21 protein-coding genes and 1 pseudogene are annotated in these 27,000 nt (G+C 68.1%); 13 read left to right on the top strand and 9 right to left on the bottom strand.

Annotated elements, in window-relative coordinates:
* Window positions 1-283: 283 nt before the first annotated feature.
* The gene (locus ITJ68_RS16305) at window positions 284-1,018 is read right to left on the bottom strand and encodes an MIP/aquaporin family protein (protein ID WP_194662805.1); all 735 of its coding nucleotides are present in this window, start codon (window positions 1,016-1,018) and stop codon (window positions 284-286) included.
* A 383-nt stretch (window positions 1,019-1,401) separates the two neighbouring features.
* On the opposite strand from ITJ68_RS16305, the gene ITJ68_RS16310 reads away from it, so the two are divergent.
* The 3 genes from ITJ68_RS16310 (at window position 1,402) to ITJ68_RS16320 (ending at window position 4,156) form a co-directional block, all read left to right on the top strand.
* Window positions 1,402-1,959 (top strand): VanZ family protein, encoded by a 558-nt coding sequence (locus ITJ68_RS16310; protein ID WP_194662806.1) that lies wholly within the window; start codon window positions 1,402-1,404, stop codon window positions 1,957-1,959.
* A gap of 383 nt (window positions 1,960-2,342) precedes the next feature.
* Window positions 2,343-3,359, top strand: coding sequence for a zinc-dependent alcohol dehydrogenase (locus ITJ68_RS16315; protein ID WP_194662808.1), 1,017 nt, complete (start codon window positions 2,343-2,345; stop codon window positions 3,357-3,359).
* A 5-nt stretch (window positions 3,360-3,364) separates the two neighbouring features.
* Window positions 3,365-4,156 (top strand): hypothetical protein, encoded by a 792-nt coding sequence (locus tag ITJ68_RS16320; RefSeq protein WP_194662810.1) that lies wholly within the window; start codon window positions 3,365-3,367, stop codon window positions 4,154-4,156.
* Here the strand turns inward: ITJ68_RS16320 and ITJ68_RS16325 are convergent.
* Window positions 4,049-4,711 (bottom strand): response regulator transcription factor, encoded by a 663-nt coding sequence (locus ITJ68_RS16325; protein ID WP_194662812.1) that lies wholly within the window; start codon window positions 4,709-4,711, stop codon window positions 4,049-4,051. The two genes, ITJ68_RS16320 and ITJ68_RS16325, sit on opposite strands and share 108 nt — an antisense overlap.
* The gene (locus ITJ68_RS16330; RefSeq protein WP_194662814.1) at window positions 4,708-5,886 is read right to left on the bottom strand and encodes a sensor histidine kinase; all 1,179 of its coding nucleotides are present in this window, start codon (window positions 5,884-5,886) and stop codon (window positions 4,708-4,710) included. The genes ITJ68_RS16325 and ITJ68_RS16330 overlap by 4 nt, the downstream gene beginning before the upstream one ends.
* 146 nt (window positions 5,887-6,032) lie before the next feature.
* Between ITJ68_RS16330 and ITJ68_RS16335 the strand changes: the two genes are divergently transcribed.
* Together ITJ68_RS16335 and ITJ68_RS16340 are read left to right on the top strand one after the other, a co-directional pair.
* Window positions 6,033-6,590 (top strand): hypothetical protein, encoded by a 558-nt coding sequence (locus ITJ68_RS16335; protein ID WP_194662816.1) that lies wholly within the window; start codon window positions 6,033-6,035, stop codon window positions 6,588-6,590.
* A 16-nt stretch (window positions 6,591-6,606) separates the two neighbouring features.
* Entirely contained in the window at window positions 6,607-7,131 is a 525-nt protein-coding gene (locus ITJ68_RS16340; RefSeq protein WP_194662818.1) for a hypothetical protein, read from the top strand.
* An 86-nt stretch (window positions 7,132-7,217) separates the two neighbouring features.
* On the opposite strand, the gene ITJ68_RS16345 is transcribed toward ITJ68_RS16340, so the two are convergent.
* The 3 genes from ITJ68_RS16345 to ITJ68_RS16355 all read right to left on the bottom strand — a co-directional run bounded on the left by ITJ68_RS16345 (window position 7,218) and on the right by ITJ68_RS16355 (window position 10,001).
* On the bottom strand, window positions 7,218-7,412 hold the full coding sequence (locus tag ITJ68_RS16345) for a ferredoxin (RefSeq protein ID WP_194662820.1): 195 nt from the start codon (window positions 7,410-7,412) through the stop codon (window positions 7,218-7,220).
* Complete coding sequence (locus ITJ68_RS16350; protein WP_194662822.1) at window positions 7,409-8,686, bottom strand: cytochrome P450; 1,278 nt, start codon at window positions 8,684-8,686, stop codon at window positions 7,409-7,411. The genes ITJ68_RS16345 and ITJ68_RS16350 overlap by 4 nt, the downstream gene beginning before the upstream one ends.
* A 61-nt stretch (window positions 8,687-8,747) precedes the next feature.
* Window positions 8,748-10,001 carry an NAD(P)/FAD-dependent oxidoreductase gene (locus tag ITJ68_RS16355; protein ID WP_194662824.1) on the bottom strand — a complete coding sequence of 418 codons (1,254 nt, stop codon included), beginning with the start codon at window positions 9,999-10,001 and terminating at the stop codon, window positions 8,748-8,750.
* A gap of 107 nt (window positions 10,002-10,108) precedes the next feature.
* On the opposite strand from ITJ68_RS16355, the gene ITJ68_RS16360 reads away from it, so the two are divergent.
* Window positions 10,109-10,660, top strand: a complete 552-nt coding sequence (locus tag ITJ68_RS16360) for a cysteine hydrolase (protein WP_268095460.1) — start codon at window positions 10,109-10,111, stop codon at window positions 10,658-10,660.
* A gap of 247 nt (window positions 10,661-10,907) precedes the next feature.
* On the opposite strand, the gene ITJ68_RS16365 is transcribed toward ITJ68_RS16360, so the two are convergent.
* A complete protein-coding gene (locus tag ITJ68_RS16365) occupies window positions 10,908-14,723 on the bottom strand; it encodes a glycoside hydrolase family 3 C-terminal domain-containing protein (RefSeq protein ID WP_194662828.1) in 3,816 nt (1,271 codons plus the stop codon).
* A gap of 260 nt (window positions 14,724-14,983) precedes the next feature.
* On the opposite strand from ITJ68_RS16365, the gene ITJ68_RS16370 reads away from it, so the two are divergent.
* The 3 genes and pseudogenes from ITJ68_RS16370 to ITJ68_RS19205 all read left to right on the top strand — a co-directional run bounded on the left by ITJ68_RS16370 (window position 14,984) and on the right by ITJ68_RS19205 (window position 17,202).
* Complete coding sequence (locus tag ITJ68_RS16370) at window positions 14,984-16,138, top strand: ROK family protein (protein ID WP_268095458.1); 1,155 nt, start codon at window positions 14,984-14,986, stop codon at window positions 16,136-16,138.
* 113 nt (window positions 16,139-16,251) lie between these two features.
* Window positions 16,252-16,500, top strand: a pseudogene (locus tag ITJ68_RS19200) (alcohol dehydrogenase catalytic domain-containing protein); the annotation flags it as partial.
* Between the two features lie 165 nt (window positions 16,501-16,665).
* Window positions 16,666-17,202: an NADP-dependent oxidoreductase gene (locus tag ITJ68_RS19205; RefSeq protein WP_228505943.1), complete on the top strand. Its 537-nt coding sequence runs from the start codon at window positions 16,666-16,668 to the stop codon at window positions 17,200-17,202.
* An 849-nt stretch (window positions 17,203-18,051) separates the two neighbouring features.
* Here the strand turns inward: ITJ68_RS19205 and ITJ68_RS16380 are convergent.
* Window positions 18,052-18,657 (bottom strand): hypothetical protein, encoded by a 606-nt coding sequence (locus ITJ68_RS16380; RefSeq protein ID WP_194662831.1) that lies wholly within the window; start codon window positions 18,655-18,657, stop codon window positions 18,052-18,054.
* Between ITJ68_RS16380 and ITJ68_RS16385 the strand changes: the two genes are divergently transcribed.
* Complete coding sequence (locus ITJ68_RS16385; RefSeq protein ID WP_323743351.1) at window positions 18,637-19,959, top strand: ATP-binding protein; 1,323 nt, start codon at window positions 18,637-18,639, stop codon at window positions 19,957-19,959. The genes ITJ68_RS16380 and ITJ68_RS16385 overlap by 21 nt on opposite strands.
* Before the next feature lie 270 nt (window positions 19,960-20,229).
* Here ITJ68_RS16385 and ITJ68_RS19395 read toward each other — a convergent pair whose 3' ends face one another.
* Complete coding sequence (locus ITJ68_RS19395; RefSeq protein ID WP_323743352.1) at window positions 20,230-22,248, bottom strand: ArnT family glycosyltransferase; 2,019 nt, start codon at window positions 22,246-22,248, stop codon at window positions 20,230-20,232.
* A 463-nt stretch (window positions 22,249-22,711) separates the two neighbouring features.
* Between ITJ68_RS19395 and ITJ68_RS16395 the strand changes: the two genes are divergently transcribed.
* Genes ITJ68_RS16395 through ITJ68_RS19665 form a run of 3 tightly spaced genes read left to right on the top strand, consistent with a single transcriptional unit; the run spans window position 22,712 to window position 26,984 of the window.
* Complete coding sequence (locus tag ITJ68_RS16395; protein ID WP_323743353.1) at window positions 22,712-24,688, top strand: glycosyltransferase family 39 protein; 1,977 nt, start codon at window positions 22,712-22,714, stop codon at window positions 24,686-24,688.
* 35 nt (window positions 24,689-24,723) lie between these two features.
* Entirely contained in the window at window positions 24,724-25,440 is a 717-nt protein-coding gene (locus ITJ68_RS16400) for a response regulator transcription factor (protein WP_323743354.1), read from the top strand.
* A gap of 8 nt (window positions 25,441-25,448) precedes the next feature.
* Window positions 25,449-26,984, top strand: coding sequence for a sensor histidine kinase (locus tag ITJ68_RS19665; protein WP_194662839.1), 1,536 nt, complete (start codon window positions 25,449-25,451; stop codon window positions 26,982-26,984).
* Window positions 26,985-27,000 lie beyond the last annotated feature (16 nt).

Here is a 27,000-nt window from a genome sequence, read left to right on the forward strand (position 1 = left end):
AGAGGTACGCCTCGACCAGGCGCGGCTGGACTTGCAAACCGCGACGCCCTGGACAGACACGGTCGCTGACATCGCTCCCGCAAGTGGAAGCGCAGCTCGTCCGACTGATGCCTGATGCCTGATGCCCTTGAGACGGAAAGCCCGTCTTATCGCCCAGGACAACAGTCGGGCCAGAGGTAGTGACGGCCAGCGCCTGACCGCCGCCGTGCTCGAGCGTCCGATGCTTTGGCCAATTTTGAGTTGAAGAGGGGCGTGGACCCGCCGTGTCAGGACGGTTCGAACCTCACCCATCTGCTGAGAGCAGGAGGCTCGCCATGACGCCGAGGCCGGACCCGATCAGGGGTCCAGCGATGGGAACCCAGGCGTAGTCCCAGCGGGCTGACGGCATCCCACTGCCGCGGTAAATGATCGTGTAGACAACGCGGGGTCCGAGGTCCCGAAAAGGGTTCATAGCCGCAGACGTTGGACCGCCCGCACCGATGGTGAGGACGAAGATGACCATGGCGACAGCGGCGTACCCGAGGCCCTCGTTGCCGAAGTGATACACCCCGTCATGGACGGATGCGGACGGTGAGCAGAGCACAAACGCCACCAGGACTCCGGAAGCGAGCGCTTCTGTCGTGACGTTTCGGACGTGACCTGGCCGGAGGGGCAAGGTCGCGAACAGCCCGACGAGGTGATCGTTGTTCCGCTCCCCGAGGACGTCGTGATGGAAAACAAACGCGGCCAGGACCGCGCCAACGAGTGTGCCCGTGCCCTCGCCGGCCAGGTAGGCGGGCACATCGACCCAATCCACCCGCCCCGCCAGAGCTTGCGCGAGCGTAATCGCTGGATTCAGATGTGCACCGCTGGCATCGGCGACGCTCGCGCCGGTGAAGACCGCGAGAGCCCAGCCGGCAGCACCTGCGGCCGCACCCTGGCGCCGGAACCATCCCTGCATCGATGTACTGAGACCGAGGAAGATCATGATCCCGGTACCGAGCGTCTCCGAAAGGAAGATTCCGGTGTGGGAGATCACAGAGCGCCCGGGAACGGTGACGATGCTGCGGGCATGAAGATCCTTGGAGCGGTGACGGACAGTGGGGTGCCTGAGCTGCGCTGCCTGACCAGACGATCATCTCATGGCAGCACTAGCCGGGGAGTCCTGCCCAGGCGCCATTCCGATGGCGGAGGCCCTGCTGCGGTCGGCCCTTCAACTTGCCTCGCCCACTGACACATCGTCGCCGGGTCCCCACTCCGCGCCGCGGGCGGTACTGCGCGAGGAGGGTGTGTCTGGACGAACGAGCTTCATCCTCGGGACCGATGTGAGTGGTCCTTGGCGAGGATGTCGAATGTGGTCGCGGTTCATAATGTTTGAAGGGCCCGGTTTTCCTGCTCTCAACTTCTCGAAGGACCGCACCCGTGCCTGACGTCTTTTTCATCCTCCCAACGTTGTCGCTTCTCCCAGTGGCTGCAGTCGTAACATTGGTCACCGTAATGGTGTCATGGCGGCGTGGTGCACCGCTGGGTCTCGCGATGTGGCGTGTGCTCGTGATCGCCTACCTCACGGCCCTGGTCGCGCTTACGTTCTTCCCGTTCCAGGTGAAGATCGACGAGCTCACGGGTTCCTCCACCTGGTGGAACTCGATCAACTGGGAGCCGATTGTCACAATCGATCCCATAGGTTTCGCCGAGAACGTCCTGCTCACCGCGCCGCTCGGGTTCCTCGTTCCGGCACTGACGAAGCGGCGGACCCTTCGCGCAGTGCTTCTCGTTGGCCTCGTCGTCAGCGTGAGCATCGAGGTGTTGCAGTACGCGGATGTGCGCTTGCTCTCTGGTGGACGCCTGGCCGACGTGAACGACGTCATCGCGAACGTCCTGGGTGTGGCGATCGGCTATGCCGTCTATCGAGTTTTTCGGAGCAGCGAGCCGCTTGCACGGCTTCTCCCAAACAGTGAGCACGTCGCCACAGTGCGATGACGGTCGCCTTGTTCAATATCAGGTTGACACCCGCTTGCGCAACTATCCACACATTCGGGACCGAGACCGGGACGGTCATGGTCGAGCGAACGAGGCCCGGACGGGATTTCTGCACTCATCCTCGCGCGAGATTTGATTACTGCGGTAGGGGTTGCGTTCATGGCGACCAAGGTTGTCGCCAGCCTTTCGATCGCAGTGACATTCGTTGAATCATGCGGTAGGCAGGAAAGTGCTCCAGGTCTCTTCCTAGTTCGAATTCATCAGAGATCGCGCGCCGTCCGTCCGACCACGTCGTGGTACCACGATCGCAGTACGCCGGCGGGTCGCCGTCGCGGTCAAATGGTTGCGTCCCGAGCCACCCGTGCTCCGACCAGAGGAGAACCATGCGCACCGTCGTCGTCACCAGCCCAGGATCCGTCGAGATCCGCGACGAGCCCGTCCCCGAGGTCGGCCCCGCCGACGTCCTGATCGCCGTCAAGGCGTGCGGGGTCTGCGGTTCCGACGCCTTCTACGCTGCACGCGGCGGCATCCCGCCGCGCGAGGGGCACACGCCCCTCGGACACGAGGTCGCCGGCGAGGTGGCCGTCGTCGGCGACGCGGTCGAGGGCATCGCCGTCGGCGACCACGTGGTGGTGAACCCGATGGGCGACCCACGCGGGATCATCGGTAACGGCGGCCCCACCGGCGGGCTGTCCGAGTTCCTGCTCGTCGAGCAAGCCGTGCTCGGCACCAGCGTCGCGATCGTCCCAAAGGACCTGCCCTGGCAGGTGGCCGCGCTCAACGAACCGATGGCGGTCTCCCTGCACGCCGTGAATCGGACTGCGCCACAGCCGGGCGACACAATCGTCGTGTTCGGTGCCGGCCCGATCGGGCTGGGCGCTGTGATCAGCTACAAGGCGCTCGGCGTCGGGCACGTGGTCGTCGTCGACGTGATCCCCTCGCGACTCGAGAAGGCCCTGCTCGTCGGAGCCGATGCCGTCGTGAACTCGGCGGACGAGCCGCTCGACGAGCGGTTGATCGCCCTGCACGGCGGAGCGCGCGACGGCGTCGGGCACGGCGGCAAGTCCGGCACCGACGTCTGGCTCGACGCCGCCGGGGTCCCCGCCACCGTGCAGACGGCGTTGCGCCTGGCGAAGCACCGCGCGACGATCGGCATCGTGGCCGTGCACAAGCGGCCCGTGGAGGTCGACTTCGGTGACCTGCTGGCCGTCGAGCCGACGATCGTGACCGCCATGGGGTACCCGACCGAGATCTTTGACGTCACCAAGCACATCATCGCGAACCCCGAGGCGTACGCGCAGATCGTCAGCGACGTCTTCCCGGCGAGCGACGTGCTCGAGGCCCTCCGGGTTGCGGCGACCCCCGGGGCGGCCGACAAGGTTGTCGTCACGTTCGACTGATGCCGGTGACCAGAAAGGTCACCGTGCAGTACGCCGTCACGGTGTGGCGGGACCGGCCGCGGCGCGGGCTCGTGCTCGCCGTGCTGTCGGTGCCGAGCAGCCTCGTGATGGCGGGGTGGAAGGTCGTCCTGTTCTGCGCGGCCCCCTCGTTGTTCCTCGCCGCGACCGTGGTCTTCACGCTCGGGGTCGCGGCCGCGAAGGTCTGGGCCGTCCGTCGGCACCGGCTGTCGTTCGAGTTCGATGCGGCGAACGGCGATCGGATGCGGTTCCGGCAGGCCGGCCACCGGCGGATCGGGGGTGCGATGACCGCGATGTCGGTCGTGTTCGTCGGGTGCAGCGCGCCGATGCTCGTCGGGCGGGCGCACCCCGTGCACTACGACCAGTGGGTGGCGATCGTCATCGCGGCGGCGACGTTCGCGGAGCTGGGCATCGGGGTCTGGGGTGCGGTGACCGCGCGCAAGGACGGGGAACCGCTCGTCGAGGCGACGAAGCTCGTGAACATCGCCGCCGCGGTGGTCCTGCTCGTGCTGACCCAGTCGGCACTGCTCTCGTTCGCGGGCAGCGCAGAGGACACTGCTGCGTCCGCGGGTGCGAGCGGGATGTTCCTCGGCGGCGTGGCTGCGGTGATCGGGCTCGCGATGGCACTGCGACGGTTCCCGGATGCGCCGGCGCCTCGGCCGGTGCCGACCTCAGTCGACCAGGCCGGCCTGGAACGCGAACGCCACGAGCTGGGCCCGGTCGCGGGCATCGACCTTCGCCATGGCCCGGTTCACGTGGGTCTTGACCGTAAGCGGTGAGAGGAATAGCTCGGCGCTGATGGCGTCGATGCCCTGACCTCGGCTGACCATCACCACGACGTCGCGCTCGCGAGCGGTGAGGGCCTCGAAGCGCCGGGTCATCTCCGGGTCGACGGAGGACGCCGGCGTGCGGGCGACTTGTCCGATGAGCGCCGCTGCGGCCGCCGCGGACAGCGCCCCTCCGCCCGCTGCCACCTCCTCGATCGCCGCGACGAGTTCTGCGGGTCCCGCGGCCTTGCTGAGGAACCCGTTCGCCCCGGCACGCAGCGCCGCGAAGACGAGTTCGTCCTGGTCGAAGGTCGTCAGCATGACGATGCGCACCCGCTGAGCGGTGCGTTCCGCGCGGATCCGTCGGGTCGCCTCCACCCCGTCGATGCCCGGCATCCTGATGTCCATAATGATGACGTCCGCCGGGACCGACAACGCCGTCTGCACCGCGGCGAGCCCGTCCCCGGCCTCGCCGACGACCTCGATGCCGTCCTGGCGGTCGAGGATCGCACGGAGCCCCAGTCGGATCATGTCCTGGTCGTCGACCAGGATCACTCGTGTGGTCATCGTGCTCCGTTCGCGGTGGGCAGGTGGACGCGGACGACGAACAGCACGCCGTCCGCCGCGGCCTGGACGGTCCCTCCGGCGGCGGCGACGCGTTCGCGCATGCCGACCAGACCGAGCCCACCGGTCCTGCCCGTGCCGAGGTCGTCCGCCGGGGCCCGCCGGCGGGGGTTGCGGACCTCGAGCACCAGGTCGTCACCGGCGCGGGCGAGGGTGACGGTCGTCCGGCCCTCGCCGTGCCGGTGGGCGTTGGTGAGCGACTCCTGCAACACGCGGTAGACCGTCACACCGATCGGCACGGAGACCGGGCCGATTTCGTCCAGTCGGGCATCGACGTCGAGGCCGATCCGTTCGTACGACGCGATGAGTCCGCGGAGCTGCTCGATGCCGGGGGCCGGAGCCGTCGGGTCGTCGAGGTCGGCGCCGCTGCTCGACGCCGAGCGGAGCACCGTCAGGACGTGCTGCGTCTCCGTCAGGACGTTCCGCACGCCGTCCCGGGCGGCGTCCAGCGCACGCCGGGCCTCGTCGGCCCCGGCGGGCAGGGTGACCTCGGCGACCCCGAGCTGCATGCTGACCACCGCGATCTCGTGCCCGATGACGTCGTGCAGGTCCCGCGCGATCCGGACGCGTTCCTCGGCCACGCGGCGTTCGGCCTCGAGTTCGCGGGTCGCGATCGCGTCGGCTGCGCGTTGCTCCAATGAAGCGCGGTACTGGTGCTGCACGCGGAGCCCCGAGCCGATCGCGACGCCGGCAACGACGGAGATGAGGGCGCCGAGCGCGGTGGGTACTGCTCCGCCGGCCCCGGGTGCGAGAAGTGTTCCGATTACGACCCCGGGTGCGACGATGCCCGCTCCGCGGACCGGATGGCCCTCGCGTGACGAGACCGCGAACAGCAGCAGGACGGCGCAGCTCCACGCCACGATCGGTTGCCAGCCGGACAGCCCGCCGAGGACGGGTGCGACCGCTGCCAGCGCGAGTGCCGCCCACGGGGTCCAGGGCGCCATGACGGCGGCGAGTACGGTGGCCGCGACCGCGACTGCCGGTCCGGGGCCTGCGCCCGACGTCACCACCCGGCCCGTCTCGATCGCGCACGCGAGCAGGACGACGGCAGCCGTGCCGCGGAACACCCAGCGGTCGTCCGGACGCCACGAATCCCAGATCGCCCGCAGTCGCCGCATGCACTCATCCTGTCGTGCGCGTCAGCGGCCCGGCTACTGCGAACGCAGTAGTCGGGGGTACCACCGATCGCGGATCTGCCCGCGGCCCGTCCCCGGGACGATCGACACCAGGCCGGAACGATCCGGCACCGACCGGAGGAACCGCCATGACACTGGCCACGACGAACACCGCCCCCACGTCCTACGACTACTGCACGGTCGAGGTCCCACGGGGCAAGAACGCCCTGTACGCGGACACCTACCGCAACTTCGGCTGGACGCCCGACGGCTCGGACCGGACGGGCGGACCGACCCGCCGGCGCATCCTCGGCCTCCGCCGCGACCGTGCCGTCCGCTCCGTCGAACTGAACGAACTCCAGCAGAACGCCGTGATCGCCCTGGCCACGATCGACACACTCGAACGCTCCCGCACGACCGCGGCGTCGGTGGTCGCGTATGCCCTCGGTGCGATCGGCAGCGTCCTGCTGGCCGCTTCGGTGTTCGCCATGCAGGACACCGTGGCCGTCCCCGACCTACTCGGCGGGCTCGACCCGGTCACGGTCTTCCTCGTCGGAGCCGGCGGCCTAGTCAACTGGGCGATCGCTCCGGTAGCCTTCCAGCTCGTCCGCGCGGCGCGCACCAAGCGGATCCGTCCGGCCGTCGACCGCCAGTTCGACGTCGTCTACGGCGCGTGCGAGGCAGCCAGTCGCCGCCGGACCGCCTGAGCGCGGCCCGAGCCCGATGACGAACACCATCGACCGAGCCGGCGCTGTCCTGAACGCGCCGGTCCCCCGCCACCTCGAGACCCGGGTGCTGTACGCACCGACCGCGTTCGTGCCGCTCCACCGGCACACCCTGGAGCAGTTCGGCTGGACGGTGACCGTGCAGGGCGGACGGCTCGGCACGACGTCCCTGCTGCTCCAGCGTCTGCGCACCCGGCCAGACCCGGCACGACCGATCCTCGAGCGTCGTGCCGAGCGCGCGCTGGCCCGGATCGCCGCCCTCGAGCAGCAGCCCGCACGGCTCGCCGGTGTCGTCGCCATCGCCGGTTCCGCGGTAGCCGTGCTGGCGGTCGCGCTCGGCGGTCTGCTCGCCCTCAGCGGAGATCCGACGCTCGTGCCGGTCCTCGTCGGTGCCGGCGTGTGGATCGCCGCCGTGGCCGCTGCGCCCGGCATCCGGTCGTGGCGCACCGAGCGGAACCAGGCCGCACTCAGCCGGGAGTACGCCGCGATCGACGCGTGCACGCACCCGGCCGCCGGGTCGTGACGGCGGCGGAGCCCCGCTCACAGCGCACACACGACGGCCCGGTGGGATCCCCCACCGGGCCGTCGTGTGTGCCGGGAGCCGCCGGGTCATGCCACCAGATGGATCGCCAGGGCCGGGCAGACCGCCGCGGCATGGCGCACCGCTTCGACCTGGTCGTCGGCGACCTCGTCGGTCAGCAGGACGGCGATGCCGTCCTCGTCCCGTTGGTCGAACACGTCCATCGCGGCCATGACGCACTGGCCGCTGGCGACGCACTTGTCCTGTTCGAGGATGACCTTCATGACTCGTTCCCTCCGGTGGTCAAGCTCGCGCTCGTGGTGGTGTGGCGGTCGACGGGGCACCACGTGACAGGGAGCTCGTACACCCCGTAGACGGCGCCGTCGTGCTTGAACGGGACCTCGTCGAGCGGGATCGCGCGAGCGAGGGTGGGGATCCGACGGAACAGCGTCGGGTACACGACCTGCAGTTCGACCCGGGCGAGCGGCTGGCCCAGGCACTGGTGCACGCCGAACCCGAACGCCACGTGGTTCCGCGGGTTGCGGGTCAGGTCGAGCCGGTCCGGCTCCGGGTAGACGTCCGGGTCCCGGTTCGCCAGGTCCGTCGCGACGATCACCCCGTCACCGGCGCGGACCCTGGTGCCGGCGACGTCGAGGTCCTCGGTCGCCACACGCTTACGTCCGTCGTGCGTGATGGTGAGGTAGCGCAGGAGTTCCTCCACCGCCGAGGCGACCAGCGCCGGTTCGGGGTCGTCGAGCAGGCGGTCGCGCTCGACCGGGTGCTCGAGCAGGGCGAGCGTGCCGAGGGCGATCATGTTCGCGGTCGTCTCGTGCCCGGCGATGAGCAGCAGGATCCCCATCTGCACGGCCTCGCCCTCGGTCATGTCGCCGGCGGTGACCCCGGCGGCGATGTCCGTGAGCAGGTCGTCGCCGGGTTCCGCCGTCTTGCGGTGGAGCAGCGACGTCAGGTACGCACCGAGCTCGCGGAACGCCTGCTGCCGTTCGTCGTCGGTCGTGGTGCGGCGGATGATGGTCTTCGAGTGCGCCTGGAACCGGTCGTGGTCCTCGTACGGCACGCCGAGCAGGGCGCAGATCACCAGGGACGGCAGCGGGAGCGCGAACGCCTCGACCAGGTCGACCGGGTTCGGACCGGCGAGCAGCTGGTCGATCAGGTCGTCCGTGATCCGCTGCACCACGGGGCGGAGCGCCTCGATGCGTTTGATCGCGAACGGCGCGGTCACCATCCGCCGCAGCCGGGCGTGGTCCGGGTCGTCCATCAGGATGAAGGACAGCCCGCCGCCACCTCCCGAGGCGCTGGCGGAGGGGTACCCCGGGTTGGCCGCGTCTGCGCTGACGGACAGGCTCGACAGCACCTGCTTGCCCTCGTCGTAGCGGGTGACGAGCCACGGCTCGCGGCCGTCGGCCAGCGTCACGCGGTGGATGGGGCCGTCCTCCTGCAGCACGCGGGCCGCCGGCGGCGGGTCGAAGGGACACCCGGCGGTCCGCCGGTCCATCGGGAACGTGTCCGGTCGGTCGGCGGTGATCGGTGGGTCGGTCATGGTCTGCTCCTCTGTGTTTGTGTGACGGCCCCGGTCAGGCGACCGGAGCGGACGGCACCGGTCAGCCGACCGGTGCCGGGCTCTCGGCGGCAAACACCGTAGACGCGGCAGGTGCCGCTACCGGCGCGTACCGGGGACGCAGGCGCATGCTGGCGATCCGCGCCTGCTTCGGCATGCCCCACCCGAGCACCCCGACCGCCTCGCCGGCGCGTTCGGCCACGGCGACGAACCGGCCGTCCTCGGGGTGCCCGTCGACGACGGTGACCCGGTCGGTCGGGGTCATCTGCCCGAAGACCTGCACGCGGGTGCCGTGCTGGTCCGTCCAAAAGTACGGCACCGGCGTGTACGGCACGCGGCGCCCGAGGACGTTTCCGGCGACGACCTGCGCCATCTCGGTCGCGTTCGTGCGGTTCTCGAGCCGCATCGGGCACCCCGCGCCGGCGTGGTGGAAGCGGGCGACGTCGCCCACGGCCCAGACGCCGGGTGCAGCGGCTCCGAACGCGTCGCAGTCGACGCCGTCCGTGACCTCCAGGCCGGACACCTCGAGCCACCCGGTCGTCGGGCGGGACCCCACGGCGACGAGGACGGCGTCGGCCGGACGGCTCGGGCCGTCGACGAACTCCACCGTGTCCGCGCGACCGTTCCGGCCGCGCACCCGCGTGGCGCGGACCCCGCCGAGCAACCGGATGCCGGCCGCCTCGTGCTGTGCCGCGAGGAACTGCGAGCCAAACCCGCCGAGCTGCCCGGACATCGGCGCACGGATACTGCCCGCGAGCGTGACGTCCACGCCGAGGGACGCGGCGGTCTGTGCCACTTCGCTGCCGAGCACGCCGTTCCCGAGGACCAGCAGCGGCCCCTGCAGCGTCTGCAGTCCCGCTCGGAGCCGGTCCGCGTCGGCCCGGGTGCGGAGGACGTGCACGCCGTCGAGCCCAGCCCCCGGGATCGCACGCGGGGTGACACCGGTGGCGATGACGACGTGGTCGGCGGCCCGGGTGGTGCCGCTCGTCGTGGTCACGGTCCGGGTCGCGACGTCGAGGGCGACCGCACGGTCCCCGAGCACGAACTCGGCGTCGAGGCCCGCGAGCTGCTCGGTCGAGCGGAGCACCAGGGCGTCGGCGCCCATCTGCCCGGCCAGGTACTGCTTCGACAGCGGTGGCCGGTCGTACGGGTCCTCGGTTTCGCCGTCGAGCAGTGTCAGCCGGCCGACATGCCCGTGGCGGCGGAGCGCCTCGGCCGTCGCGACGCCGGCAGCCGAGGCGCCGACGACGAGGACGGATGCGTGGGTATCGGTCCGAGGGACTCCGGTACTGGCCATGCTCCGAGCCTCGCCGGGCTCAGCAGTGCCGGACTACTCCGGGCGGACCGACCGAGATACCGCAGACGCAGTATGCGCCGCGCCCGGCGATCGAGCACACTGGACCGGTGATCCGCACCCGCACCGAACACACCGCCCTGCTCGTCGTCGACCTGCAGGCCGGGACCGCGCCGTACCAACGCACCCACCCCGTCGAGACCGTCGTGGCCAACGTCGAGACCCTAGCCCGCGCCACCCGTGGCGGCGGCGGCAAGGTGGTGTTCATCCGCCACGACCCCGCCACGACCCCGGCAGGCGCGACCCAGTACGGCGGCGGCCCCCGCCCGGCCCCGGTCGCCTACGGCTCCCTGCTGCTCGAACGGGCCGACGACGACGGCAACCTCACCCGCGGCGGGTGGAGCGCCTTCGCCGGCACCGGCCTCGACGAGCGGCTCCGCGCCGACGGCGTCACCGAGGTGGTCGTGGTCGGCCAGGCGACGACCTTCGGCGTCGAGTCAACGGCTCGGGCCGCGTACGACCTGGGCTACGCCGTCGTCCTCGTCGAGGACGCCACCAACGACCCGAACCCCGACGCCCACGCCGCCCGGTTCCGGTCGGTGTTCCCCGCCCTCGGCATCGTCGTGCACACAGCCGACCTCACAGGGCCGAGCGCAGCCTGAGCGAGCGGGTGGAAGGAGCGGCGCTAACTCGACCTCTGCGCGTTAGACAAGTTTGTATAGAGGTCTCGCAAAGGTCTAATGCGCACCGGTCAACGGACGCTTCGCTCTAAGGCTTCGATTCACTGATTAGGACCTCCCGAGACGCGAGATATCTACGGCAGTGCTGCTGCTCATATGTCGGAGCGCACAAGAAGAGGGGCGGTCACTAGGACCGCCCCTCTCCCCCCCCTTCCCTTGGTGTGTGGTGCTACTTGACTGTTACGGTCACCCCCTTTGACGAGCCGGTGTTGCCGAGCTTGTCGATCGCAGACAGGTGAACTGCCAGCGTCCCGGCGCGCACGCCTGGAACTGCGACCGACCACTTGCCGGACTTCACGGACGTGGCCACCGCTGTGGCGTTCGCCAGTGCCGAAGTTGAACTCTTCGCCTTCACGAACTTGCTGCCCGTGAAGTAGTAGTAGCTCGAGCCGCGTTTCTCCGTGACCTTCACCGTCACCCCGGCGACGCCGGAGCCGGTGTCCTTTACGGTGCCGCTCACGTGCGCCCATGATGATGCACGTTCCGGATGTGCGGGACGCGTCGCGGAAGCGACGGGTGCCGTCTTGTCGACGGTCACGGCGAGGGCTGCCGAGGCTTTATTGCCACCTGGGACGGACGCGCTTGTCGCGACAGCGACAACTGAGATGGAGTGCTTCCCTGCTGCGAGCGTGAGCGGCGTCGACAGCACGGACGACGCGACGGTCTTGACGACCTTTCCGCCGTCTCGAACCTGGTAGGCCTTCACCGATGTTGCCGGTGTCGACGCTGACCAGGACAGGGTGACCTTGGACTTCACGAAGGTCGTCGTCGATCCGACTCGCACGCAGGGGGTCGCCTTGACATGACCCGGCGCCGTCAGCGCCACACCCTTCACCGTGAGGACCGTGGCCGTCGTTGGGACGGAACCGAGGTCGTTGGTGAAGACGGCGCGGTACTGCGAACTGTTGTCGGAGAGCTTCGACTTGAACGTGTAGGTCGCGGAGGTGGCACCGACGACGTCGTTCCATGTCGTGCCCTTGTCCGTGCTGACCTGCCACTGAACAGTCGGTGCCGGCGACCCGGTGGCGGCTGCGGAGAGCGTCACCGTTGCGCCTTCGTTCACCGTCTTCTTCGCGACTGGGTTCGTCGTGACAGACGGAGCGACGACGGTTGCGGGGACTTCGCGGGTGACCGAGGCGACCAGGTTCTCGGACGACGCGCCGAGGCTGATAGTCCGCTTACCCGAACCGATGACCCACTTTTGTCCAACGGTGTCCCAGGCGGAAACCTGCTGCAGGTCCACATGCAGCGTCTTCGTCGCTGACTTGCCAGCGGCGAGCTCGACGCGATCGAACTGCACCAGCTTCTGCGTGGACTGTTGGAAGCCAGCGGTCACGATGCCGTTCGCGTCGAACGTCGGCGTTGCCAGGTCGGGAGAAGCGCCGAGGTACACCTGGGGTGCGTCCGCGCCGTCCTTCTCGCCGGTGTTTGTGACGGAGAAGGTGACGTCGAGTCCGCCGTCCTTCGCGTTCTTGACGCTCAGATCGGAGTACTTGAACGACGTGTATGAGAGTCCGTACCCGAAGGGGAACCGCGGCTTGTAGCCATTCGGGTTGGCCTCAGGGTCGGTGTACCAGCGGTAACCAACGTTGACGCCGTCGGTCCACTTGATCGACGGTCTGGTCTCCGATCCGGTCTGCGTACCCGTGGTGCGCTCGAGGTTGCCGGAGAACGGGGTGGAGTCGTCGTCCTTCGGGAACGTCATCGGAAGCTTGCCTGACGGGTTCACCACGCCGTACAGCAAGTTGGAGGTTGCTTGCCCTCCCTTTTCACCCGGGTACCACATCTCGAGCACCGCATCGACGTTGTCTACCCAGGGCATCGCGACGGCGGTGCCGGAGTTCAGCACGACGACGGCTTTGTTGCCGGCGGCGTGTGCCGCGGCGCTGACGGCGTTGATGAGGTTCACCTGGGTCGCGTTGAGGTTGCGCAGTGACGCGGTGGTGGACGAGTTCGGGCCGGCACCCTCAGTGGTTCCCGGGGTGGAGTCGTCGACGAAGATCACCGTTTCGTCACTCGTCTTCGCAGCCTGGACGGCCTTGGCAGTGTTCTGCGCCAGCGGCGCCCACGCAAACCGGATGGTTGGAGTGGTCGCCGTGGTCGCGGTGGGCTTGTAGGTGAAGCTGACCTTGTGCAGTCCGACCGACAGGTCGAGGCTTACGCCGAGGTTTTGCTTGCCTAGGTACTGCCCGTTAGAGGCGCGCTGACCGTCGGGGAAGGCGTTCTGCAGGATGTTGCCGCCGGGGTTCACGATCGTCTGGGCTGCGCCATCGACGCTCAGGCTGAGTGGCTCGGGCGGGCCGTTGCGTCCGGGTTCCTGTTGTACGCCACCGTTGTATGCCGATGCGTTACCCGTGTCGACTCCGTAGGGACGCTGCAGCAGCAGCCGGTACGTGTCGGCAGTGGTCACGTTGAGGTAGCCGCTCCAGGTGTACTGGCCACCCTTGGCGAGGGTGGTCTGCTTGCCGTCGATGGTGGTGTCGACCGTGGTGGAGCCATCGGTGTTCGTGCGGGTCAGACCCGGCACGGCTGAGCCATCGTTGGTCGTCTGCAGGTTCGCGGTGGGGACGGTGTCACCGATCCAGTCGACGCCGGGTGCGGACGTGACGTTCTCGGAGCCGACCTGCGCCTTGATGGCCTTCAGTGGCGTGTAGTTCACCTGGTCGCCGAAGCCGCGGGAGCGTTCACCGCCGGGGCTTGCCGGGAGCAGGGTCGAGGCGGGGCCGACGACTGCGACGGACTTGCTCGTCGACAGCGGAAGCGCGTCGTCCTCGTTCTTCAGAAGTACGCCGCTCTCCTCAGCGAGTGCGAGCGCCACCTTGTCACCGCTGGCCTTGTCTACGGTGGTGCCGTTGTACGTCGAGGAGACGTCACCGTGCTGCTCGACGTCCGATTCCACCGAATCGGGGATCTTGCTGTTGTCGAGCAGGCCGAACCGTTCGTATTCGTAGAGCATGCGGGCGACCGCGTTGGCAGTGGCGCTTGCGTATGCCGGATCGAACGACGATGAGGTCAAGTCGATGAGCGGGACGAGCTTCGGCGCGGAGAGGTTGGTCGTTGCGAACTCGTTGTCCATGCCGGCGAGGATGTCCGACGTCGCCTTGCTGGCGTTGTAGTCGGAGGTGATGAAGCCCTTGAGGTTGAACTGATTCTTGACGATGTTGTTCAAGAGGTTCGAGTTCGAGCAGGCGTACTGCGGAGCGTTCTGCTCGCCGACGATCTGGAAGATCGCATAGGAGCACATCAACGAGCTGACGCCGCCTTCTTCGATCGCGGACTGCGCCGGTGCGAGGTAGACCTCGTGCGCGGCCTGCGAGCTGATGAGCGACGGCGTCGCCTGGTTCTGTCCGTTGTAGAAGGAGACGTGCTTCACCTGGGACAGCAGCCCGGTGCTCTGGATGCCGTTGATCTCGGCCGCAGAGAACTGGGACGATACGTAGGCGTCCTCGCCGTTGGTCGTCAGGTTCCTGGACCATGACGGGTATCGGGCCATGTCGACCTGAGGACCATAGACGAGATCAACGCCAAGCGCTTTGCCCTGTTTGCCTACTTCTTCACCGAGCAGGTTGTAAGCGTCACGGTCGAACGATGATGCCAGGCCGAGTCGCGTCGGGAAGGCCGTACCGTCTGCGAAGACGTTGATGCCGAGTGCGTCAGCATGCCGGACGGCGGGGACCCCGAGACGGGGAACACCGGCGAGGTATCCGGCTTCTCCGTGGTTGTCCGGGTCAGTGCCTTGGGCGATGACGGCAACCTCTTCCGCTGGCGTCATCTGGGACAGGAGATAGGAGACGGTCTTGGTGTAGGGGGCGTCCTGAGCCGTTGCCGGCGAGACACCGAAGCTGCTCGCGGGTAGGTCGGCTGGCGTGGCGGCGATCGCGGACGGGCCGGTCGTCGTGCCCAGCACGATGGCGAGGCCGACACCTCCCGCGCATGCGGCCAAAGCGGTCCTCGATACCCGCTTGCCACCTCGACCCTGGTTCATTGAGTGATACACGGTTGTCCTCTCTGACAACACTTCAGGATGAGATCGTGTCGACCTTGCGTCAGCTTCGATGCGAGGTCGTCACTGCCCACCGCCGGCGCGATTCGTCTTCGAAGGCGACTCATAGGCGGTGGAGCTAGCTCAACGTAACCGCACTCTTTCTGCTCGTCAACGCGAAAAACAGCGCCGACTCAAGCAATGTTTTTGACTGCGACCACTTAAAAACAGTCAGTCCGATGCGGCATCGCTAGGATCATCGTGTGGCTGCCGTCAAAACCGTGTCCCCGCGCGACCGCGCGCTGGAGGATGTCTACGACCGAATCCGCCTAGCTCCCGAAGGAGTGTCCCGGTCGGAGCTCGCAGCCGCTTCGTCCATGTCGCGGAGCGGCGTCGCTTACCTCGTCCAGCGGTTGCTGCGTGAAGGTCGGGTCATCGAGAAGCAGTCCGATGGCCAGGGCAGAGGTTCCGGCAGCGGCCGCCCTGCGGTGCGGCTCTTCCCCGCGCCAGCAGCTGGATGGATCGCCGGCATCGATTTCGGGCACAAACACATCTACGTGGCGCTGGCGGATGCTCTCGGGAACGAGATCGCCAGCGAGAACACCCTGCAGAACGTCGACCTGAACGCGCAAGGTGCGATGGACACCGCCTGCTCGATCCTGATGACGCTGTGCCAGAAGAACGGCGTCGAAACGCTCGACGCCATCGTCGCGGGCGTGCCCGGACCCATCGACTCGCAACGAGGGGTGGTCCGATCACCGACAATCTTGTCCGGCTGGGTCGGACTGGACCCAGCCGCCGAGCTCGAGCAGCGACTCGGTCAATCCGTCATCGTCGAGAACGACGCCGTCCTCGGCGCCATCGGCGAGTACCGAGTCGGTGCTGCCTCCGGGCACGACGACGTCCTCTACGTCAAGCTCTCCGACGGTATCGGCGCGGCGATGATTCTCGACGGCCGGGTCTACAAAGGCTCGGCCGGACTCGCCGGCGAGATCGGGCACAACCGACTCGAGAACAACAACGAACTTTGCCGCTGCGGTAGCCGCGGCTGCCTCGAAGCCGTCATCTCCGTCGACAGCGTTCTCGCGCAACTCGCCCACAGCCACGAAGGCGTTGAGATCCCCGACATCGACGACCTACCGTTCGACGACGAGGTCACCGAACGCATCTTCAGCGACGCAGGCCGAACAGTCGGACAAGCCCTCTCCACATTGTGCAACCTGATCAACCCAAGCCTGCTCGTCGTCGGCGGGAAACTCGGAACTGCAAACCAGGCGCTCCTCACTGGCATCAAACTCGGACTCGACCAGTTCGCGCAACCCGCCACCGCGCAGGGACTCAGCATCGTTGCAGCTCAACACGGGTGCCGTGCTGAGCTCGCCGGAGCACTGCAGTTGGCAGCCAGGCCCACCTTCTGAGTTCGATCCGAAACGTATGTGACTCAAGTCACGAAGACGCACCCACTACCGATCCCCACCAGAAAGACGCGAACGAAATGCGGCCTGTCGCCGATACCCCACTGATGAACGCAATGGGCTACGACTCACCAGGTGGCCCGGACGTTCTCCGCCCTGGAACTGTCCCCCGACCTACACCTCTTCCCACCGAAATCCTCGTGCGAGTTACCGCATCTGGACTGAACCCCGTCGACTGGCGCACTCGGGCGGGTGCGCCAACGCCAGCCGCCGCCGCGCAAGGGGATGGTTTCCACGTGCTGGGCTGGGACGTGTCCGGCGTTGTCGAGCAAGTAGGCCCAGGTGTGCATCTCTTCACCCCAGGCGATGAAGTACTCGGCTTGCCGCTTTTCCCACGTCCCGCTGGCGCGGATAGCGACTTCGTCTGTGCACCGTCGCGGCACTTCGTCCGGAAGCCTGCGTCGATGAACCACGTGGAAGCTGCCGCACTCCCGCTCGCAGGGCTGACTGCTTGGCAGGCTCTCACTGACATGATCACCATCGAGCCGGGGCAGCGCGTGCTCATCCACGCGGCCGGCGGCGGAGTGGGCCACCTTGCCGTCCAAATCGCGAAGCACTTCGGTGCGTACGTCATCGGCACCGCAAGCGCAGCAAGACACGAGTGGCTGCGCTCCCTGGGAGCCGACGAACTCATTGACCACCACACCCAGTTGTTCGAGGACGAAGTCCAGAACCTCGACGTGGTCGTGGACCTAGTGGGCGGATTCCCCCAAAACGACATTGCTCGTCGCTCGATCAACGTCCTCAAGCCCGGCGGTACGCTCGTCCGGGTGGCACCCGGCGGCACCGATGGGCTCCTCGAAGCAGCCGGTCAACAGGGGATCGAGGTCACACCCGAGATTCTTGTCGAACCGGACTACGCCGGCCTTCTTGCCCTCACCGGTCTGGTTGACCTTGGAGCCCTCACCGTCGAGGTGCAGCAAACCTTCCCGCTCGCTGAACTCGCTGCCGCCCATCGACTTGGTGAAACTAACCGTGTCCAAGGCAAGCTCGTGATCATTCACTAGTCAGCACTCGCGTGCTGAAGCCGCGGGTGTGGCGTTGCTCTCAGTCATGGTTTCGTAGCCGTCCAGCTCGAGGGTGACAACGCGATCCTGACCGGCACCACCGTCCACGTCTCCGCCGACGCCGCGAAGCTACTCAACAGCACCTTCAAGATCGACGCCGTCAAGGCAGGCCTCCCCGTCGGGACCGCGACGATCACCGCCCAGATCGAGTAACGAGCCTGGCGGCCCCGCCTGCTCTCGGGTGCCATCCGCGGGCGAGACGTCTCCATGATCCGGTCTGGGTGCGGCTCCGCCTGCTCGCCACATCTCGGTCAGGCCTCTGCGCGTCGACGTCGAACTCGTCAGGCCTAGGCCGTTGTGTCGAACGGAGGGCGTCGTGGCGAGGCGTCCTGGTGTCCGTGCCCACTTCGGGGTCTCGTGTCGGACGTCAGGTGAGACGTACCGTCAGAACATGAGCGTGGTTCGAGCGGCGAGAAGGCGAACCGTCGGTCACGAGGGCCGCTGATGCCACCCTCGCACTCTCCGAAGCGTCCCGCTGGTGCGATCTGCATGAAGACGGGCGTCGAGCGGGGCATGATCACCACCCTCGCGGTCGTCGCTCTGCTGCTGGTCCTGCTGGCGTTGCCGGGATTCCCGTCCGACCACGTGCCGGTGGTCTGGCCCCACGGCGTGGCATCCTTGTGCTCCGCCGCAGTGTTGGTGGCCGCAGTTCCGTCGGCAACCGTGGGACGGCAGGATCCAGCCCGAGGGTGGCTCTGGACCTCGGTCGTTGCGTACGTCGCTCTCCTCGGTCTGGAACCGTTCCAACTCCGGGATCCACTGCCCGCCGGATCGACTCCGTGGCTGCTGTCACTGTGCCTCGTCGCTTTCGGCGCCGTGGCCGTCGCGGCATCGAGCCCGATCCGGGCAGGTGCGGTCTGTGCAGGCCTCGATGCCGCTCTCGCCGCTGTGTACGCAGGCAGGATCCCCGTCAGTCACAGCATCATCGACGCCGTCGGGCTCGGACTCCTCGCTGCCGGTCTCATCGCGGGCGTTCGAGTCCTGCGGACCAGGGCAGATCGCGCGGACCAGTCGGAACTCACGGCGCAACTCCTGTTCGAGGACCAGCGACGACAGACGGCGATCGAAGCGGAACGCGTCCAGACGGATGCGCTCCTGCACGATTCCGTGCTCGCAGCCCTCCTCGCCGCCGCAGGGCACGAAGCTCCGGGACGAGCGACCAGCATGGCGCAGTCCGCGCTCGACGTCATCTCCGACGCTGACCAGCATCCCGTGATGCAACCCTCGTCGGTGCCCCTCGGGGCCGTGCTGGCTGCTGTCGAGCAGGACTTCGCCCGCTTGCGTCGAAACGCCGACATCGATCTGACTCCTGCCGCCGACACCGAGCTCCCGGTCGAGACCGCGAACGCACTCGTCTCGGCGACGTTGCAGGCGTTGACCAACAGCATCGAACACGGGGGGCCCTCCGCCCGTCGTAGTGCCGTGGCTGTCCGTCTGGACCGCGGCGGCATCCGCATCGTCATCACCGACGACGGTGCGGGTTTCGACATAGACACCGTCGACCAGGAACGACTCGGCGTCCGCGTCTCCATCCTCGAGCGTGTCCGCATGGCCGGTGCTTCCGCTGAGATCCGGTCAGCTCCGGGTCGGGGCACCACCGTCGTCCTCGAGTGGCACCCAACCGGCCCCGAGCAGCCGATGACGCGACGGACCCCGGTCCTCCGGATCGGACTGATCCCCCGCCAACAGCTGTACCGCGTCCTCGCCGCCCTCATCAGTGTGGCCATCCTGACTGCAGTCTCGGAGACCGTGCTGTTCTCCCGCGCCGTCGGCCCCGTCATCGCTGCCGTCATCGGACTGCTCATCCTCCCCGCGCTCCTGCGTGGTGCGAGGACAGGGACCATGCACGAACGAACCGCGTGGGCCATCGCAGCAGGGGGCGTGCTCCTGTGCTGCACTGCCACGATCGGGCTCGATCCCACCGCCGTCGACTGCGTGTCGATCTACTGGTACACCTGCGGTGTCCTCGCCGGCGCCGTCATGGTCTGGATGAGTGGACACCACGCACCCCCGATCGTCGCCGTCGTCTTCCAGGTCGCTCAGATCACACTCTGGGCCGGACCCACCGGAGCGATACGTCTGGGCCTCGCAGCGGAGATCGTCCTCGTCATCGCCGGGCTCATGATGCATCGCGCCGTCCGCCGTGTCAGCGCAGCAGCGGACGTGTCGGCCGCCAGGCAACGCGAACTGACCAGCCGGCAAGCAGACCTCGACGCGTTCCACCTCGGACGGCGACAACGGCTACAGCGAGCGAACAACACCGCCGCCCCGATGCTCCGCCACATCGTCCACCAGCAGGGCATTCTCGACTCCGGATCTCGCGCGGAGTGCCGCATCCTCGAGCAAGCGCTCCGAGATGAGATCCGTGGCCGGAGGCTGCTGAACCCTGCTGTCCGTCGGGTGGTGTCGGGACTTCGACGGCGCGGAGCATACGTGCAAGTGCTTGATGACGGTGGACTCGACGGCGTCCCGTCGGACGCCCTGGACACCCTCCTCGACGACGCAGCTCGCCGTCTCGAAGCGCTCGACTCAGCCCGTGTGGTCATCCGGACCGGGCAACCCGACTCCGACACCGCCGTCACCATCGTCGCGTCCACACCCGACGAAACAGCAGCCGCGCTCGGGCTCGACGCGGACGACGAAGTCGATCTCTGGACGAACATCCCCCGACCCGCCGGCGCCAGCATCGCAGGCTGACAGAAGCCCGGTCATCCAGGCCGCAACGGCAAGCTCCAGGCATCACAGAGGTGACGATCCTCGCAGTGCGGAGAGCGGCCCGTCTTGCTCCCACCATCGGGAGTCGTCTGCCACCCCCTGGCTCGTGGGTGAACCCGACCGTGCGGTTTCCGTACCGAAGCGGCACATCCGGTGCCAGGTCTCCTCGAGGCCACAGGTTCGTCCCCTTCGCGCTCGGCATCGCACGCCGACACTGCAGCCGCGCAGCACCTCCCTGCTCCCCCGTGTCCGTCAGGATGACGCACGGAGGTCGTAGACGGCGGTGCCGCCGATGGTGGTGGTGGCGTAGTGCGACGTCACCCACGCGGTGATCTTCGCGGCGGCGGTGTCCGAGCTGCTCGAGGTGCCGGGTATGAAGAAGTGGATTTTCCCGTCGGCGACGTCCTGCTGGAACTGAACCAGGGTCGGGGACGGGTCGGTGCCGTTGTAACCACCGATCGCCATCACCGGTTCCCCGGTGGCGAGTTGGTACGTTGCGGCGCTGTTCGAGCCGACCGTGGCCGCGACCCAGGTGTACTGGTCCGCGTCCTTCGACAGTGCCGCCTGCAGCGCCGCCGACACGGTCGTCGATCCGCCGAGGATGCTCCCGCCGCCCATGCCGCCGTTACCGGGCCCGCCACCGGTCGATGCGCTCTCACCCGTCGAAGACTGTCCGCCGCCGGAGGCGTTCGGCGCTCCCGGAGCGGAACCGCCGGGCCCGTTCTGCCCCGCCGGCGCACCGCCACCCGTGCCGGCCTGCCCGCCGCCGAAGCCGCCTTGCCCGCCAGGGCCGCCCTGCCCACCCGGAGCACCTTGCCCACCGGGTCCGCCCTGCCCGCCGGAGCTGACGGACGGGCCAGCGGAGGGCAGCGCGCCGGTGTGGCTGACGGTGACGGTCTGCACGGAGAAGGCGGTCGGGCCGAGCAACGCGGTGACGAGGACGGCGCTGACGGTCACGACACTCAAGGGGCGGTTTCGCCGCGGCAGCAGCACGAGAGCCGCGGCGAGGACTGTCGTCGCAAGCATGGTCCAGCGGATCCAGGGCTGCCACGTCGACGCCATCGGGAGCAGGTGGAACGACCATCCACCGGTGAGGACGATGGTGGCAGCGGCGACGATCCGCCATGGCAGCTGCGCTCGACGCCGCCACAGCAGGCTGGCTCCAATGCCGACGAGCCCCGCGATGTAGGGGGCAAGGGCGACTGTGTAGTACGGGTGGAAGATGCCGCCCATGAAGCTGAAGACCAGGCCGGTGGTCAGCAGCGACAGTCCGAGGACCAGGACCGTCGCTGCGCGGGGGTCGGTGCGCCGGCGGACGCCGACGGCGACGAGCGCGACGACGAGCAGGATCAGGGCGGTGGGGAGCAGCCAGGTGATCTGGGTCGCGAACTCGGAACCGAACAACCGTGTCAGGCCGGTGGAACCCCACGAGCCGGCTCCGGTGGTGCTGTTGCCGGGAACGACGCTGCCGGCCTCGTCGCCGGTGACTCGCCCGAAACCGTTGTAGCCGAAGGTCAGCTCGAGGAAGTCGTTGGTCTGTGATCCGCCGATGTACGGACGGGCTGACGCGGGGACGAGTTCGACGATCGCGACCCACCACCCGGCCGAGACCACGAGTGCGCCGGCGGCGGCGAACAGGTGCCCGATCCGACGGACGACCGGACGTGGCGATGCCCAGAGGTACACACCGACCAGCGGGGGGAGCACGAGGAACGCCTGCAGCTGCTTGGTGAGGAACCCGAACCCGATCAGGACCCCGGCCCAGACGATCCAGCGCATCGTGCCGGTCTCGATCCCGCGGAGGGTCAGGGCGATCGCGCCGACCGTCAACAGCACGAGGAGCGCGTCGGGGTTGTTGTACCGGAACATCAGCGCGGCGACCGGGGTGGTCGCGAGTGCACCACCGGCGAGGAGGGCGGCTCCGGCGGAGAAGCGGCGGCGGACGATCCGGTACAGGATCACCACGGTCGCTACTCCCATGAGTGCCTCGGGGACGAGGATCGACCAGGAACTCAACCCGAAGATGCGAACGAAGACGCCGATCACCCAGAGGAAGGCTGGAGGCTTGTCGACGGTGATCGCGTTGGCAGCGTCGGATGAGCCGTAGAAGAATGCCTCCCAACTCTGGCTGCCGGCTTGGACAGCCGCCGAGTAGAAGGAGTTCGCCCATCCGCTGACGCTGAGGTTCACCAGGTACAGGGCGGCGGTCGCCACCAGCAGTCCGAGGAACGCCGGGCGCTCCCAGCGAGCCGCATCTGCGCTGCCCCGCACCAGGGAACGGAGGATGTTGCGAGTTGACGGGATTCGTCCAGAGCGCGGTGAGCGCGATCGTCCGGCGGTCGTTGTATGAGCCATCCCGTCACGATGCAGAGCTTCAGTCCACAGAGCATTGCCGGATCCTCTGCAGGATCTAAGGGCCCCGTGTCGCCGGCCGTGCCAAGTGACGCACTGGAGGGTCTTAGATTCCGCATAGGCGTCGCTGGGGTTTGTCGGGGGCGCGCTTGGGAGCGTCTCTGCCATGACCACGTACCCGATTCCCGTGACCGACCGTCGCGACAGAGCGCACACGGGAGCGCAGACACGTCGCCGAGCCGTCCCCCGGCTCTTCCTCGGCGAGCAGACCGACGCCCGCTGGCTTCGCCCGGCGTTTTGGCTGCTCCTCGTCGTCACCGCCGTCGTGTACCTCTGGGACCTCAGTTCCTCCGGGTACGCGAACTCCTTCTACGCAGCCGCCGTGCAGGCCGGCACGAAGTCGTGGGAGGCGTTCTTCTTTGGCTCCCTCGACTCATCGAATTTCATCACCGTCGACAAGCCCCCGGCCTCGCTCTGGGTGATGGTGCTCTCGGCGCGGCTATTCGGGTTCTCCTCGTTCAGCCTGCTGCTTCCGCAGGCGCTCATGGCCGTTGCGTCGGTCGCGCTCGTCTGGGGAACCGTCCGTCGCACTCTGAGCCGCGTCGGCACCACGACTGCGAACGTCGGCGCGCTGCTTGCGGGTTTCGTCGTCGCCGCCACACCAGCCGCTGCGCTGATGTTCCGGTTCGACAACCCGGACGCGCTGCTGGTGCTCCTGATGACGGCTGGCGCGTACTGCACCGTTCGTGCTCTGCCCCGCGGCAGCTGGCGGTGGGTCGCCCTTGCCGGCGTTGCCCTCGGGTTCGCGTTCCTGACGAAGATGCTGCAGGGGCTCCTCGTCCTGCCGGCGTTCGGCTTGGTCTACCTCGTTGCCGCGCATACCTCATGGGGTAAGCGCATCGTCGGCCTGCTCATCGCAGCGGTCTCGCTCGTCGTCGCGGCCGGCTGGTGGATCGTCGCTGTGTGGCTCTGGCCCGCGTCCGCTCGCCCCTACATCGGCGGTTCGACGAACAACACCGTCCTCGACCTGGTGTTCGGCTACAACGGGCTCGGCCGGATCTTCGGCGGCTCCGGCAACGGCGGGGGAGGCGGAGGCGGGGGAATGACCGGCGGCACCGCAGGCTCGTCCTTCGGCGGATCGACCGGCCTGAACCGACTGTTCTCCTCCGAAATGGGGTTGGAGATCTCCTGGCTCCTACCCGCCGCACTCCTCGCGCTCATCCTCGGCGTGATCGTCATCGGGCGGCAGCACCTGGGCGATCTCCCTCGCGCGGGATTGGCGCTCTGGGGCGGTTGGCTGATCGTTACGGGCCTGGTGTTCTCGTTCATGTCCGGGACGATCCACCCGTACTACACGGTGGCCCTCGTACCCGCGATCGCGGGCCTGGTTGGTACCGGTGGCGCGGTGCTCTGGAGCGCCCGCGAGCGAGTCACCGGCAGGCTCGGTCTCGCCGCGATGATCGGCATCACGTCGTTCTGGGGGTGGTGCCTGCTCAACGAGAACGCATCCTGGCTGCCCTGGCTGCGCTGGGTGATCCTCTTCGGGGGGCTTCTCTCCGCCGCCGCGATCGTCATCGGCAGCGTTCCCACCCTCCGGAAGCTCGTCACCGTCGGCGTCCTCGCCGGCACACTCTTCGGGCTCACCGGCACCACCGCATACGCATTCGCAACCACGACGGTGGCGCACTCCGGCTCCATCCCGTCGGTCGGCCCGTCCGGGTCCTCCAGCGGCGGCATGGGCGGAGGGATGGGCGGAACGCCCGGCGGCTCCACCGGCCCAGGCGGATCGAGCAGCACTAGCGACAGCGACAGCGACAGCGACAGCGCGCAGCAGGGCCCCGGCGGCACCCCGCCGAGCGGCACTTCCGGTGAGATGCCGTCCGGGCAAAAGCCTTCCGGTGAGGTGGGTACCCCGCCGGGAGGCTCGGCCAGCGGCTCCCAGAGCGGCACGTCCGACTCCTCGACCGACGCGACCGCCGACGATGGTGCTCCCTCCGGCGGAGGGATGGGCGGTGGGGGCGCGTCGACGTCGTCGGCGCTGGAGAAGCTGCTGAGGGCCACGGACACGACATGGGCCGCAGCGGTGGACGGATCCCAGTCCGCAGCGCAGTTGGAGCTTGACACGAACACCCCGGTGATGGCGATCGGCGGCTGGTCCAGTGACCCAGCACCCACCCTCGCCCAGTTCGAGGCCTACGTAAAGCGCGGCGAGATCGGCTACTACATCGCGTCCAGCAACGGCGGCGGCATGGGCGGCGGCTCCTCGACCTCGAGCGAGATCAAGAAGTGGGTCGCCGCGAACTTCACCAGCACCACGGTCGGTGGCCAGACGGTCTATGACCTGAGCAGCGCCAAGTGATCAGTGACGAGGGCACGGTCGGTAGGGTCTGAACGATGGCTGACCAACCGCTGCAGCGTACCGACGGCTCGCCCGTCCGTGCTCTCGTCGTCGATGACGAACACGCTCTCGCCGACGCCGTCCGTCTCGCGTTCGAGACGGACGGGTGGGCCGTCGAGGCCGTGCACCGCGGCCGCGACGTCCTGTTCGCAGCACGAAAGTTCCAACCCGACGTCGTCGTACTCGACGTGATGCTGCCCGACATCGACGGATTCGAAGTCCTCGAGCGGCTCCGGACGTCCCGCGAGGACGTCCGCGTGCTGTTCCTCACCGCCCGAGACTCCTCGGAAGACCGACTCGCTGGCCTCACCCGCGGCGGCGACGACTACCTCACGAAACCGTTCGGCGTGTCCGAGCTCCTTGCGCGCGCCCGGATCCTTGCACGCACATCCAGGGTGGTGTCCACGGCCCGCACCGCGACGGTCGTCGGGGACCTTCGCCTCGACGAGGACACTCGTGCGGTCAGCCGCGGCGGTGACGTGATCGACCTGACGCCGACGGAGTACGAGCTGCTGCGGTACTTCGTCCGCAACGCCAACCGTGTCCTCTCACGCGAACACCTGCTCACTCATGTGTGGGGCATGGACTTCGGCTCATCATCGAACCTGGTGGACATGTACGTGTCGTACCTGCGGAAGAAGATCGACGTTGGCCGCGAACCGATGCTGCAGACTGTTCGCGGCGCCGGCTACGCCCTTCGGCCAGCAGTGTGAGTCGACAGGTGAAGGCGTCGAGGCCGCGTGGTGAGAATCGGAGGGTTCCATCGTTGCGGTGGCGAATCGTCGCGGCCGTAGCACTGCTGCTTGTCGCGACGAACATTGCCGTCGGTGCGGTCACCGTGGTCGCGTACAACAGTTACCTCGTGGGTCGACTCGACTCCGAGCTCGCAACCGCAACCCAACGCAGCAACGGCCGCCCGCAAGGCGAAACACCGGGCAGCCCACCCAGCGGAACACCGACGGCAGCACCGACGCCCGGCTCACCAGCGGAGGGGCCCGCCTCGCAGCCCGACCCGAACAACGCCTTCATCGGCGCGCCGGGACAGGCCGCGAACACCGTCATCGCGATCTTCAACGACGGCACGACGGTCCTCGCCGGCTACACCGACGCCCAGGGCGAGCAGCACAGCCTCACGACGGCGCAGGAGCGCACGCTCCGCCACGTGCAAGCCACTACGGCACCGGTCACGGTGTCGCTGGGGTCTCTCGGCTCCTATCGTGCTCAAGCCGCCACTGCTGACGACGACGTCATCATCACCGCACTCCCACTCGGAGACCTCCACGCCTCGATCATCCGGCTCCTGGTGGTCATCGGCAGCGTCACGCTCGCTGGTCTGCTGATTGCGGTGTGGGCAGGAGCGATGCTGGTGCGCCGCTCCCTGCGCCCTCTGGAACACGTCGCAGCGGTCGCCTCCGGAGTGACCACCCTCGACCTCGAACGAGGTGACCCCGACATCCAGGCCCGCGTCGCCGCGGCAGATCTCCGTGCGAACCGTGAGGTCGGTCAAGTCGGTACCGCACTGAACCAGCTCCTCGGACACGTCGCCCGTGCGCTCACCGTGCGCCGTGACGCCGAAGCCGGGATGCGGACCTTCGTTGCGGACGCCTCGCACGAGCTCCGTACGCCGATCGCCACAGTCCGCGCCTATGCGGAGCTCACCACTCGAACCCAGAACCCGGACGACGTGCAGCGCAACGTCACACGCATCGGCACCGAAGCGATTCGGATGGGGAACCTCGTCGAGGAGCTCCTTCTGCTCGCGCGTCTCGACGCCGCGGCGATCGCTGACACTGCACCTGCTGTGCACGGTCCCGTCGACCTCACCGCGATCGTTGTCGAGGTGACGATGGACGCCCGGGCGACCGCGCGGGATCATCGGTGGACGCTTCAGGTGGATCCGGAACCCATCACCGTCACCGGGGATGACGCGGAGCTCCGGCGGGTCGTGACGAACCTCCTCACCAACGCCCGCATCCACACCCCGGCCGACACCGCGATAGTCGTCTCACTACAACGCGTGCGCGACGACGTGCGGTTCGTCGTCACGAACGACGGCCCGGCGATCCCCGCCGAGACACTGCCGACACTGTTCGACCGGTTCACCCGCGGCGAAGCTTCCCGGTCCCGCGAGTACGGCACCAGTGGGCTTGGTCTTGCGATTGTGCGAGCCGTCATTGAGGCGCACGGCGGCACTATCCGCGTCGTTTCGGACCCCGCCCGCACCGCGTTCACCGTCACCCTCCCCGCAGGTCGGTGACAGCCCGATGCGTTCT

The sequence above is a fragment of the Curtobacterium sp. VKM Ac-1395 genome (genome assembly GCF_015350975.1).
GTDB lineage: Bacteria > Actinomycetota > Actinomycetes > Actinomycetales > Microbacteriaceae > Curtobacterium.

What these genes read in the sequence shown, in the direction of transcription:
- ITJ68_RS19205 (WP_228505943.1), top strand. Translation starts at nt 16,666, where the DNA reads ATGATCACCATCGAGCCGGGGCAGCGCGTGCTCATCCACGCGGCCGGC.
- ITJ68_RS16330 (WP_194662814.1), bottom strand. Translation starts at nt 5,886, where the DNA reads ATGCGGCGACTGCGGGCGATCTGGGATTCGTGGCGTCCGGACGACCGC.
- ITJ68_RS16400 (WP_323743354.1), top strand. Translation starts at nt 24,724, where the DNA reads ATGGCTGACCAACCGCTGCAGCGTACCGACGGCTCGCCCGTCCGTGCT.
- ITJ68_RS16325 (WP_194662812.1), bottom strand. Translation starts at nt 4,711, where the DNA reads ATGACCACACGAGTGATCCTGGTCGACGACCAGGACATGATCCGACTG.
- ITJ68_RS16355 (WP_194662824.1), bottom strand. Translation starts at nt 10,001, where the DNA reads ATGGCCAGTACCGGAGTCCCTCGGACCGATACCCACGCATCCGTCCTC.
- ITJ68_RS16350 (WP_194662822.1), bottom strand. Translation starts at nt 8,686, where the DNA reads ATGACCGACCCACCGATCACCGCCGACCGACCGGACACGTTCCCGATG.
- ITJ68_RS16340 (WP_194662818.1), top strand. Translation starts at nt 6,607, where the DNA reads ATGACGAACACCATCGACCGAGCCGGCGCTGTCCTGAACGCGCCGGTC.
- ITJ68_RS16315 (WP_194662808.1), top strand. Translation starts at nt 2,343, where the DNA reads ATGCGCACCGTCGTCGTCACCAGCCCAGGATCCGTCGAGATCCGCGAC.
- ITJ68_RS16335 (WP_194662816.1), top strand. Translation starts at nt 6,033, where the DNA reads ATGACACTGGCCACGACGAACACCGCCCCCACGTCCTACGACTACTGC.
- ITJ68_RS16365 (WP_194662828.1), bottom strand. Translation starts at nt 14,723, where the DNA reads ATGAACCAGGGTCGAGGTGGCAAGCGGGTATCGAGGACCGCTTTGGCC.
- ITJ68_RS16345 (WP_194662820.1), bottom strand. Translation starts at nt 7,412, where the DNA reads ATGAAGGTCATCCTCGAACAGGACAAGTGCGTCGCCAGCGGCCAGTGC.